Origin of the sequence: uncultured Ralstonia sp. (genome assembly GCA_913056305.1) — a bacterium.
GTDB lineage: Bacteria > Pseudomonadota > Gammaproteobacteria > Burkholderiales > Burkholderiaceae > Ralstonia.
Window position 1 is genome coordinate 1 of the sequence record CAJXMR010000149.1, and the last position, 11,811, is coordinate 11,811.

The following is an 11,811-nucleotide window of genomic DNA, read 5'->3' on the forward strand; positions in this document are numbered from 1 at the left end:
ACAGCGTGGACGCAGGCAGCCGCGGCACGCTGGTCATTCTGGACGTGTAAGCGGCAGGTCGCCGCCCTCCGCCAGTTGCTTGATCCGGCGCAGCATCATGCGGCGGATCAGGCCGCTGGGGATGCGGATCAGTAGCCAGTACGGCGTGAACCGGCGGCGGGTGGCTGCGTCGGGGCAAAAGATATCGGTGCGTGTGGTCAGCAACGTGCCGGCCTCGCGCGGTTCAGCGACAAACGTCATCACGAGCTTGGCGACGCCCGGCGCGGTGAAACTGCGGAAATCGTTCGCCTCCACGCGGATGAGCCCGCCGGCGGGCTCCCAGAAGCGGCCGACCAGGCCGAGGGCAAACTCGCGATCGCCATCGCGGCCGAGCGCGGTGAAGTCGTGCAGCCCGAAGCCGGCGTCGATGCGCCGTGTGGCCTGTCGGCCCATCAGCGCAGCCACCTGTGCGGGTACCGCGCGCAGGCGCAGGAATAGCTTCGCCAGCGGAAAATCGTGAACGTCGAGTTGTGGGACCACGTCGAGCACGCGGCCCGGTGCGGCGGCGATGCGAATCTGGTGCTGTTCGCTGAATTGGTGTTCCGGAAGGAACGTGCGGAGCAGGGACATCGTGATGGTCTATGCCTGGGATTCTTCGTTCGCGCGGGCGGACGCGGTGGCTTCACGCACGGGCGACTCGGCCAGGCTGCGCTTCATCAGCCAAGCCACACCGGGCAGACGCAGGCCAGTGGCGAACACTGCGTCGCGCGCCCATCCACCGTACTGCGCCTGGAAGCACGGCGTGAGCGCGCGGCTGAGCGTCTGGTAGGCCTGCACGGTGCGCAGCCGGCGCGCGTGGTAGGCAAGGGCGCCGTTGGTCGCGCCGTGTTCCTGCACGGCGGTGGCCAGCGCCAGCGCGTCTTGCGCGGCGAGCGTGGCGCCCAGCCCGAGCTGCGGGCTCATGGCGTGGGCCGCATCGCCGATCACGCAGTAGGGCGGCCGGGCCAGCGCGCGCGGCCAGGTGTGGCGGTAGACGGCGAAGGGCAGGTCGTCGTGCGCGCGGATCTGCGCGACCACCGGCGCGGCTTGCGGCCACAGGCTTAGCACGTGCTGCTTCCATTGCGCGATATCGACTTGCCGCCAGGCTTCCAGGGTGTCGCCGCGCAGGCTCCAGAACATCGACAGGCGGGTGCGGCGGCCGTCGACGTCGGTGGGCAGCAGGCCCATCATCTCGCGCGTGCCACGAAAGCGCTGCTGCAGCACGCATGCGTTCCAATCGTCCACCCACGCCTGGAACCACAGTGTGCCCCAGCGGTAGGCGCTGGATGGGCCGGCCAAGCCAGCCTGCTCACGCAGCGAGGAGGCTGCGCCATCCGCAATGACGAACAGGTCGAAGTGTGATTCGCCGTGGGCATGTTCGACCCGTGCCTGCGCGCCATCCCGATGCAACTGGCGGATCGGGCAACCAAAGGCGAAGCGCGCGCCGGCCCGCTGTGCCGCCTCGAACAGCATCGACGACAGCGCCGCACGCGTGACGGCGCGGCCCGGCGCGTTGGCGAAGTCGATGTCGAGCAGCTTCCAGCCGCGATGGCTCAGGCCCACCAGCCGATCGATCGGCGCGCCAAAGCCTTCCAGTTCGCGGCCCACGCCCAAGGCTGCCAGCGCGCGGATGCCCTGTGGCTGGATCAGCAGGCCCGCGCCCATGGCGGTCAGTTGCGAGTGCTTTTCAAAGACGAGGACGTCGTGCCCTTGCCGGGCAAAGGCGATGGCGGCGGCGAGGCCGGCGTTGCCGGCACCGGCAATGCCGATGCGCAGCGGGCGGGGGGCGGTCATGGAGGCGTGGCGGATGGTGTGATCCGAAATGATAACGATACGGCACGCTTGTTAAGGCCGTTCGCGCGGACCGCCTGGGCGCGGGGGCCGTACGGGATAATGCGGCACCGTCGATCTTCCCAACACACTGGGCGCGCGCATGCAGATCAAATGGCTGGAAGACTTCAAGGAGCTGGCGAAGACGCGCAGCTTCAGCCGCGCGGCGCACAACCGCAACGTCACGCACCCCGCTTTCGGGCGGCGCATCAAGGCGCTGGAGGCCTGGGTGGGCACCGCGCTGGTCGAGCGCAGCGAGCATCCCGTCACGCTCACGCCGGCGGGCCGGCTGTTCCTGGATGCGGCGGCCAATGCCGTCGACGGCCTCAACGATGCGCGCCTGCTGCTGCGCGAGGCGCAACTGCCGGTGGCGCTCAAGATCGGCACCGGGCGCACGCTGGCGCGTACCTTCGTCCCCGGCTGGTATGAAGCGCTGGCCCGGCAGCGTGGCGTGTTTCCGCTGAGCGTGACGACCGGCGGCACGCAGGAAGGCGTGCTGGCGCTGGCCGATGGCACGGTCGACCTGCTGATCGCCTATGCCAGCCCGCAGGCCGAAGCCTTGCTGGACCCGCGCAAGTACGACGCCTGCCGGCTCGGTAGCGAAACGCTGGTGCCGGTGAGCGCGCCCGACAAGCGTGGCCGCCCGCGTTTCACGCTGCCGGGAACGGCCGCCGCGCCGCTGCCGTGGCTGGCGTTTGCGCGCGGCCTCACGCTGCGCCAGATGCTCGACGCCCACCTGGCGGCTGCGGACCGCAAGGCCTATCTGCAGCCCGTGTTCCAGGCGGATTTCTACGAGGCAGTGGAGGAGATGGCGCTGCGCGGCTTTGGCATGGCGTGGCTGCCGCACCGACTGGCCAAACCGCACCTGCACGTGGGCGCGCTGCGCCCGGCCGGCGGCGACGGCTGGCAGATCCACGTCGACATCAGCATGGTGCGCGTGCGCAGCAACCAGAACGCGCTGCTGGACGAGGTCTGGCAACTGGCTGTCGCCAACGCGCAGACCCCCGCCGCCTGAACGCCAAGGCCCCGCGCAAAGAAGACCAAGCTTGTGCCAAAACGGCACAAGGCGCTTGTCGCTCGGCCCCTAGACTCCCTCGCATCCTTCGCCCGCCAAGTTCACCCAACCGGCGGTACGTCACAGAACACGGGGAGACAACCATGCAAGCCAACACCCTCCACGCCGAGGGCGCCACCGCACGCAGCGCGCCCGCCAGCCAACGCCGTCCCGCGCTCTGGCGCGCCGTGCTGGCAGCCAGCATCGGCAACGCGCTCGAATACTACGACCTGCTGATCTACGGCTATTTCGCCATCACCATCGGCAAGCTGTTCTTCCCGACCGGCGATGCGTGGAGTTCGCTGATGCTCTCGGTCGGTACCTTTGGTGTGTCGTTCATCATGCGGCCGCTGGGCTCGATGGTGCTCGGCAGCTATGCCGACCGCGTCGGCCGCAAGGCGGCGCTCACGTGGTCGATCCTGCTGATGATGCTCGGCACGGCGATGATCGCGTTTGCGCCCACGTATGCGGCGATCGGCCTGTGGTCGCCCGCCATCGTGATCGTCGCGCGGCTGCTGCAGGGCTTCTCGGCCGGTGGCGAGTTCGGCTCGGCCACGGCCTTCATGATCGAGCACGCCGAGGGCAAGCGCATGGGCTACAACGCCAGCTGGCAGGCCGCCACGCAGGGGTTGGCGACGCTGCTCGCCGCCGGCCTGAGCGCGTGGCTGACCTACGTGCTCAGCACGCCGCAGATGGAGGCCTGGGGCTGGCGCGCGGCGTTCATGTTCGGCTTGCTGATCGGCCCCATCGGCGTCTACATCCGCCGCCATACGCCCGAGACGCCGGAGTTCGTCGCGCTGCAGGCCGAGGCGCAACGCGCGCCGCAGGCGAAGGTGCACTCGCCACTGCGTGACACGCTCACGCAGGGCCTGCCCGGCCTGCTGCTCGGCGCGGGCGTGGTGGTGGCCATCACGGCCTTCAACTACGTGCAGAAGGTCTATATGCCGACCTACGCCATCAACCAGCTGCACATCGCCACCAGCGCGTCGCTGGTCTGCACCATGATCACCGGCGCCATGCTGATGGTGATGGCGCCGCTGTTCGGGCTGCTGGCCGATCGCATCGGCAGTATCCGCGTGGTGTCGACCGCGATGGTGGTGATCGCGGTGTCGACCTGTCCGATGTTCGCCACGCTGGTCGCCCAGCCGACCTTCTGGACGCTGCTGGTCATGCAGGCCATCGTGGGCGTGCTGCTGGCGGCGATCCTGGCGCCGCTGCCCGCGCTGCTGGCCGACATCTTCCCGACCCGCACGCGCGGCACCGGCCTGGCCTTGAGCTATAACGTGTCGGTGACGATCTTCGGCGGGTTCTCGCCGCTCATCGTCACGTGGTTGATCGGCGTCACGCACATCAAGACCTCGCCCAGCTTCTACGTGCTGGCGACCACGCTCATCAGCCTGGCGTCGTTGTGGATGCTGCGCGGCCGCAGCCGGGCGCACTGAGCCGAACCTGTTCTCCGATTTCGCAAGGATCTCGCATGATGACTCTGGAGGCGCTGCGCGCCACGCTGCCGGTGTACCCGATCGAGCTGCAGAAACCCGATATCCGCCGCTGGAAGGCCGGCACCCATGGCATCGACTACGTCCACACCTTCGACAGCGGCGTGGCCGGCCCGCACGTCATGATCAACGCGCTCACGCATGGCAACGAGCTGTGCGGGGCAATTGCGGTGGATGCGTTTCTGGCAGCAGGGCTGTGCCCCGCGCGCGGGCGCCTGACGTTGTCGTTCGCCAACGTCGAGGCGTATGAGCGCTTCGACATGGCCGACCCGGACGCCACGCGCTTCGTCGATGAAGACCTCAACCGCGTCTGGTCTGCCGACAAGCTCGACGGCCCCGGCAACACGCTGGAGCTGCGCCGTGCGCGCGCGCTGCGTCCCGTGATCGACACGGTGGATTTCCTGTTCGACATCCACTCGATGCACGAGAAGGCCGCCCCGCTGATGCTGACCGGGCCCTTGCCCAAGGGCGTGGCATTCGCGCGGCAGGTGGGGGCGCCGGCGCACATCATGATCGACGCCGGCCATGCCGCCGGCCGCCGCCTGCGCGACTACGCCGGCTTTGGCGAGGCCGACAGCCCGAAGAACGCGTTGCTGATCGAATGCGGCCAGCACTTCGAACGTGTGAGCCGCGACGTGGCGCTCGATGCCAGCGCGCGCTTCCTGGTGGCACTGGGCACCGTCGATGCAGACGCGGTCTCACCGTGGCTTGGCATCGCGCCGCCGCTGGACGTGCAATGCATCCGCGTGACGCATCCGGTGGTGGCACGGTCCGTGGACTTCCGCTTTGCCGAGGACTATCGCGGCATGGAGCTGATCGCCAGGCAGGGCTCCGTCATCGCCACCGATGGCGACGCGACCATCACCACACCGTATGACCGCTGCGTGCTGTTGCAGCCCTCGCTGCGGCATCTGGCGCCGGGCGTGACGGTGGTGCGGCTGGGCCAGCTTGAGGCAGGCTGAAGCGGTTGCAGTCTTTGCGGTGCTGATCGTTTGCGTACGCGGATGGCTGTCGGCGGATTCCCGGTGGCGTAGCTGGCTCCGGCGGGCGGCTTCCAACACGCATACCCCACGTTTTTCCGGAGGCGGGCTCATCGGGAAGGTTGATGCAAGAGATGGCCGCCGCCTCCTAGAATCGACGCGTGTCATCCCTTCCTTGGCATGGAGCGTCGACCGTGAAAACCCACCGCCTGTCATCCTTATTGATTACGGCCGCGTGCGTGCCGGTGTTCGCCTCCGGCATCGTGCTCGCGCAGCCCGACGATTCGTCCGCCTCGTATGTCGAGGGTACGCGTGCGCCGAAGGGCTATGCGCGTCCGCCGTTCCATACCGGCAAGACGAGCCAGGCCGGCGCTGCCGTTGTTGGCATGACGCCAGCCACCGTTCGGCACGCCTACGGGTTTGACAGCATCGCCAACCAGGGTGACGGCATGGTGATCGCCATCGTCGATGCCTACGACGACCCGAAGATCGAGTCCGACCTCGGCGTCTTCAGCAGCGCCTTTTCGCTGCCGGCCTGTACGACTGCGAACGGTTGCTTCAAGAAGCTCTACGCCAGCGGCAGCAAACCGCACACCGACGCTGGCTGGTCGCTTGAAATGTCGCTCGACGTCGAATGGGCGCACGCGATCGCCCCGAAGGCGAAGATCGTGCTGGTTGAAGCGGCGTCGAGCAGCTTCAACGACTTGATGAAGGCTGTCGACGTAGCAGTCGCGAATGGCGCATCCGTCGTCTCAATGAGCTTCGGTGGCAACGAATTCAGCGCCGAAGGCGGTTTCGACCGCCACTTCAGTGGCAAGGCAGGCGTCACTTTCGTCGCATCGTCGGGCGACAGCGGCAACGGCGTCGAGTATCCGGCAGCGTCGCCGTACGTGGTGTCGGTTGGCGGCACGACCCTGTCGGTGGACGCATATGGCAACTACATGACCGAAACCGCTTGGAGCGGCAGCGGAGGCGGCGTGAGCGCAGTCGAGCCGGAGCCGTCCGGCCAGGCGACGTGGCCGATCCCGTACGCCGGCAGCCGGGGCGTGCCGGATGTGAGCTACAACGGCGATCCGAACACGGGTTTCGCGGTGTATGACTCGGTCACGTACGCGGGGCAATCCGGGTGGTTCCAGGTGGGCGGGACCAGCGCGGGTGCGCCGCAGTGGGCTGGGCTGGTCGCGGTCGCGAATTCGCTGCGCAAGGCTGCAGGTAAGGCGGCACTCAGCGGCACCTACAACGCGCTGTACACGGCTGGGAAATCGGCATACGGCAGCGACTATCACGACGTGACGAACGGCAGCAACGGCAGTTGCGGCGCGGTCTGCAACGCGGCTGGCGGATACGATTACGTGACGGGGCTGGGCACGCCGCAGGCCCCGAATCTGGTCAAGGGACTCGTCGCGCTGCCGTAGTGCCGTTGACGCTAGCGTGCGGTCAGGGATTGCAACGAGCCGAATAGCACCTGCCGGCAGTTGCGCACCATCTTCGCTTCCGGCTCGCGGTAGCCGCCCAGCAACCAGGCGGCGCCGACGTTGGTCATGGCGCCCACCAGCGCGAGCCCGATGATGCGCTGGTCGGCGCGCGCCTCGGCATCGTCGGTGCCGGGCACCTGCGCGATCGCCATGATCTGCTTGCCGAACTCGAGCAGGTTGCGCTGGTAGGTCGCGTCGGTTTCGGGGCTCACGCCCATCACTTCAAGCAGGAGCACGCGCGCCGTGCACGGGTCGCGCAGGAAGGCGAAGAACGCGTGCAGGCCGGCATCGATGCGTGCCTCCAAATCCCCCTCCACCGTTGTGATGGCCTGCCAGACCTGTGCGCGCAAGTCCTCCGCATGTTGCTGGTAGGTGCTGCGCAGCAGCGCTTCCGTGCTGTCGAAGGCGGCATAGAAATACCGGTCGTTGAGCTTCGCCTCCTGGCAGATCGCGCGCACGGTGGCCTTGCGAAAGCCGACCGTACCGAAGACACGGGTGCCCGCGCGGATCAGCGCATCACGGCGCTCCGCAGCACGTGCTTCTGGCGCCACACCACCATAGGGTCGGCCGACCGACTGGCGGCTGATCTTGTCCGTTTCAAATGTTTTCTCCATTGCGCTATTTGACGACAGGACGCTTGAAAATTAAAGTGGTGACGAAGTACACCACATTTAAGGCGAAATCTGCCGGGCCGTCGACCCCCGTGTCGGCCATAGAGCGTGCTATGCACTTTTACGGGAGATGCGTTGTTACCAAAACGCGGGCTGGGTGGCCGTAACGCCCCCAGCGCGTGTTTTGGTAACAACCCGAAGGGAACCCGTCCCAAAGGCCACATGGCGTTGTTGTGGCTTCCTTGCGTGGAACAACCACGCAGCGTCAGCTACGCCTAGCCCTGTGGCCTTTGGGACGGGTTCGCACTCCCGTAAAAGTGCATAACACGCTCTAGCAAGGAGACCGCATGGAGACGACGATCGAGCGCAACGCGCACGCCATTCCGAACCGCAATCCCCAGGCAACGGCGGACACGGACTTCGACGTACTGATCGTCGGCGCGGGCCTGTCCGGCGTGGGCGCGGCCTACCACCTGCGCGAACGCTGCCCGTCGGCCCGCTTCGCTATCCTCGAGAGCCGCGCGACGCTGGGCGGCACGTGGGACCTGTTCCGCTACCCCGGCATCCGCTCGGATTCCGACATGTTCACGCTCGGCTACAGCTTCCGGCCGTGGCACAGCGACAAGGCCATCTCCGACGGCCAGACCATCCTCGACTACATCCACGACACCGCGCGCGTGTTCGGCATCGACCAGACCATCCGCTTCAACCACAAGGTGACGGGCGCCAGCTGGGATTCCGCCACAGCCCGCTGGACTGTGCGCGTGCTGCGCAGCGACGGCGCACGCAAGGAGGAGGTGCGCTATACCTGCAAGTTCCTCTACATGTGCAGCGGCTACTACGACTACGAGAAAGGCCACGCGCCCACCTGGCCCGACATGGATCAGTTCAGCGGCCGCATCGTCCACCCGCAGCATTGGCCGAACGACCTGTCCTATGCCGGCAAGCGCGTGGTGGTGATCGGCAGCGGTGCGACCGCCGTCACGCTCGTGCCCGCCATGGCTGACACCGCGCAACACGTGACGATGTTGCAGCGCTCGCCCACCTATATCGTGTCGCGGCCGGAGCAGGACACCGTCGCCAACACGCTGCGCCGCTGGCTGCCATCGGGCCTAGCGCACCGGCTCGTGCGCACCAAGAACGTGTTGCTGACGATGTATTTCTACGGTCTGGCGCGCCGTAAGCCGCGCGCGTTCAAGGAGTTCATCATCCGCATGGCGGGCAAGCAGCTGGGCCCCGAGTTCGACGTCGGCAAGCACCTCACGCCACGCTACAACCCGTGGGACCAGCGCCTATGCCTGGTGCCCAATGGCGACCTGTTCAAGACCCTCCGCAGCGGCCGCGCCTCCATCGCCACCGACGAGATCGCGCGTTTCACGCCCACCGGCCTGCAGCTGGGGAGCGGCCAGCATCTCGACGCCGACGTGATCGTCACCGCCACCGGGCTCAAGCTCAAGGTGCTGGGCGGCGCGTCCATCTCCGTCGACGGCCGGCCGGTCGACCTGGCGCAGACGGTGTCGTACAAGGGCATGATGTACAGCGGCGTGCCGAATCTCGCCTCGTCGTTCGGCTACACCAACGCGTCGTGGACGCTCAAGGCCGAGCTGATCGCGCAGTATGTGTGCCGCCTGCTCAACCACATGCAGGCCAATGGCTTCGACACCTGCGTGCCGCGCCTGGACGATGAAGCCATGGGGCGCGAACCCGCCGTCGACCTGACCTCGGGCTACATCCAGCGCGCCGCCGGCATCCTGCCCAAGCAGGGCGCGAAGCAGCCGTGGAAGTCGTACCAGAACTACGCGCGTGACCTGATGATGCTGAAGTTCGGTGCGCTCTCCGACAGCGCCATGCAGTTCGAGCACCGCCAGTCCGCGTCGGTCGACGCCCAGCAACCTGCCTTCGAGACCCGGTGACACCATGATCAGCGCCGTCTGCTATGCCATCGTGATCGTGATCGTGATTGCCGTGCCGGTCGCCTTCACGGCCTTCACTGCGCGCCGCGTCACCAGGGCGTTCCCGCCGGAAGGCAAGTTCATCGACATCGGCGCGGACCGCCTGCACTACGTCGACCAAGGCAGCGGGCCGGCCATCGTGTTTGTGCACGGCCTGTATGGGCAGCTGCGCAACTTCGCTTACCTGGAGCTGGAGCGGCTCGCGCAGTCGCACCGGGTGATCCTGGTCGACCGGCCGGGCTCGGGACGCTCGACGCGCGGGGCGGAATCGCCTGCAACCATCTATGCGCAGGCGCGCACGATCGCGCAGTTCATCGAGGGGCTCGGGCTGGACCGGCCGGTGCTGGTGGGCCATTCGCTGGGCGGCGCGATTGCGCTGGCGGTGGGGCTCAACCATCCGCAGGCGATCCGCCGGCTGGCGCTGATTGCACCGCTCACGCACGCAGAGAGCGCGCCGCCGGGCGCGTTCAGCGGGCTCGCGCTACCGTCGCCGCTGGTGCGCCGGCTGGTGTCGTGGACGCTCGCCATCCCCATGTCGATCCTGAATTCGCGCAAGGCGATCGAGGCGGTCTTCGCGCCCGAAACCATGCCGAAGAACTTCCCGGTCAAGGGCGGTGGCTTGATGGGGCTGCGCCCGCATGTGTTCTACGCCGCATCGTCCGACCTGGTGGCGGCGCCACAGGACCTGCCCGATATGGAGCGCCGCTATGCCTTGATGACGGTGCCCGTCGACGTGCTGTACGGCAAGGGCGACCGTATCCTGAACTGGAAGCGCCATGGCGAGGCGCTCAAGCGCAAGCTCGACCGGGTCAACCTGCACGTGGTGGACGGCGGGCACATGCTGCCCGTCACGCAGCCGGCGCTGACGACGGATTGGGTGGCGGGCGTCGCGGCGCCGGCGCAGGCGCCCATGCTGGAGGCGCAGGGCGGCTGATCGACGGGCGCGGCGCTTCGCCGCCAATCGGGCCCTTGGACAGAAGCAGGCCCTGCCGACGCAGGGCCTTCTTGCATCTGGCGATGCCATCTGGTGGATGGCCCTGAAGATCACATCCGGCAAGCGACTGGCCGGCCCCCCCATCCATGTGGGGGGCAAGCGTGTGCCAAAGTTTTTCCGGATGCTGCCGTTAGAACCCTGGAATCCTGTTGCGCAACGCGCTGCCAGGCGGGGCTGTGGCCGGGCGGCTGGGCGTCATTCGCACGGTCGCCTCTGCACCTCAGCGCCCCTCGTGGATGGCTGGCGGGCGGCGCTCCCCGCGCAAGAGGGATCGCGCCGGGTCGGCGCGCACGGCACACTCCTCGCGCTCACGTGGACTGTCCGCAACCCCTGTCCAAGAACCATCATGCTCATCAAGCTCGCCTCCGGTGACCTCCGGCTTGACAAGCCTATCGACTTCGCGATCTACAACGCCGACGGCACCCTGCTGCTGCAGAAGGGGCAGGTCGTGACGTCCGATATCCTGCTGCAGCGCCTGTATCGCCTCGGCTATCGGAGCCATACCGTCCGTACCGGAAAGTTCGGGCTCAAGCCTGTGCATGTGCCTGTCGAGGAAAAGAATCCGGCGCTCTCCATGAGTGCCGAGGTGCAGGACGACGCGGCTTCAGAGCCTGTGGAAGAGGCCGCCATCAAGCTGTCTGCGCTGCCCGATCTCTCGCAAAAGGTGGAGTTCTTCCATCTGATGACGCCCGATACCAAGGATGCATTGCGCGTGGAACTCGTGGGCGTGATTCCGGGGCAGGCATTGATCGTGCAATGTGCCGACGACGCAGATGCGCTGGCGGCTGGCGTGTCCTACGAGGCCAGGCTGTTCGCGGGGGCGCGGCTGTTCAGGTTCCAGACCACATTGCTGATGGAGGCGGTGGGGCCGCTTGGGTGCTATTTCCTGCGCTATCCGGAGGCGGTTGCGCAGGCGCAGGTTCGCAAATATCAGCGCGTGGCCACGGCGTTTGCAGGGGAGCTGTCTTCGGGCGAATACCAGCGCGCCGCCGTCGACGTGCGGGTCGAGAACGTCAGCCCCACCGGGGCGGGGGTGTCGGCGAAGGAGGATTTTCTACTGGTCGGCAAGAGCGCGAGGCTCACGGTCAACCTGACCATCGACAACCGTGAGCGCCCCATCACGGTGTCCGTCGAGGTGCGCAATCGGCGGCAGGAGGGCGCGCGGTTTGTCTACGGCCTGGAATTCTCGCGGATGCCCGAAGAGACGCGCCGGGATATCAAGGACTTCGTGCTGGAGACCCTGGCGCTGATGTGAGGTGGGCCGGGCAGAGGCGCGCCGGTTGATCGGCGCCAGAAAAGATCGGCGCCAGAAAAGCAAAAAGCCCTGCCGAAGCAGGGCTTTTTGGTATTTGGTGGCGAATCAGGGACTCGAACCCCGGACCTGCGGATTATGATTCC

The 11,811-nt window shown here is 67.2% G+C and carries 10 protein-coding genes; 7 read left to right on the forward strand and 3 right to left on the reverse strand.

Annotated elements, in window-relative coordinates:
• Positions 1 to 33 precede the first annotated feature (33 nt).
• On the reverse strand, positions 34 to 609 hold the full coding sequence (locus QZ609_RS19035) for a hypothetical protein (protein WP_295498055.1): 576 nt from the start codon (positions 607 to 609) through the stop codon (positions 34 to 36).
• 9 nt (positions 610 to 618) lie between these two features.
• Positions 619 to 1,812, reverse strand: a complete 1,194-nt coding sequence (locus QZ609_RS19040) for an NAD(P)/FAD-dependent oxidoreductase (protein WP_295498057.1) — start codon at positions 1,810 to 1,812, stop codon at positions 619 to 621.
• Between the two features lie 139 nt (positions 1,813 to 1,951).
• Between QZ609_RS19040 and QZ609_RS19045 the strand changes: the two genes are divergently transcribed.
• From QZ609_RS19045 to QZ609_RS19060, 4 genes are all read left to right on the forward strand, one after another.
• Positions 1,952 to 2,863, forward strand: a complete 912-nt coding sequence (locus QZ609_RS19045) for a LysR family transcriptional regulator (RefSeq protein WP_295498059.1) — start codon at positions 1,952 to 1,954, stop codon at positions 2,861 to 2,863.
• 143 nt (positions 2,864 to 3,006) lie between these two features.
• On the forward strand, positions 3,007 to 4,344 hold the full coding sequence (locus tag QZ609_RS19050; protein ID WP_295498061.1) for an MFS transporter: 1,338 nt from the start codon (positions 3,007 to 3,009) through the stop codon (positions 4,342 to 4,344).
• Positions 4,345 to 4,379: 35 nt separating this feature from the next.
• Positions 4,380 to 5,363: a M14 family metallopeptidase gene (locus QZ609_RS19055; RefSeq protein ID WP_295498063.1), complete on the forward strand. Its 984-nt coding sequence runs from the start codon at positions 4,380 to 4,382 to the stop codon at positions 5,361 to 5,363.
• A 212-nt stretch (positions 5,364 to 5,575) separates the two neighbouring features.
• Complete coding sequence (locus tag QZ609_RS19060) at positions 5,576 to 6,796, forward strand: S53 family peptidase (protein WP_295498065.1); 1,221 nt, start codon at positions 5,576 to 5,578, stop codon at positions 6,794 to 6,796.
• 11 nt (positions 6,797 to 6,807) lie between these two features.
• On the opposite strand, the gene QZ609_RS19065 is transcribed toward QZ609_RS19060, so the two are convergent.
• Complete coding sequence (locus QZ609_RS19065) at positions 6,808 to 7,470, reverse strand: TetR/AcrR family transcriptional regulator (protein WP_295498067.1); 663 nt, start codon at positions 7,468 to 7,470, stop codon at positions 6,808 to 6,810.
• 344 nt (positions 7,471 to 7,814) lie between these two features.
• Between QZ609_RS19065 and QZ609_RS19070 the strand changes: the two genes are divergently transcribed.
• The 3 genes from QZ609_RS19070 (at position 7,815) to QZ609_RS19080 (ending at position 11,668) form a co-directional block, all read left to right on the forward strand.
• Positions 7,815 to 9,380: an NAD(P)/FAD-dependent oxidoreductase gene (locus QZ609_RS19070; protein ID WP_295498068.1), complete on the forward strand. Its 1,566-nt coding sequence runs from the start codon at positions 7,815 to 7,817 to the stop codon at positions 9,378 to 9,380.
• Positions 9,381 to 9,384: 4 nt separating this feature from the next.
• Entirely contained in the window at positions 9,385 to 10,353 is a 969-nt protein-coding gene (locus QZ609_RS19075; protein WP_295498070.1) for an alpha/beta fold hydrolase, read from the forward strand.
• A 97-nt stretch (positions 10,354 to 10,450) separates the two neighbouring features.
• Complete coding sequence (locus tag QZ609_RS19080; protein WP_295498072.1) at positions 10,451 to 11,668, forward strand: PilZ domain-containing protein; 1,218 nt, start codon at positions 10,451 to 10,453, stop codon at positions 11,666 to 11,668.
• Positions 11,669 to 11,811: the final 143 nt, after the last annotated feature.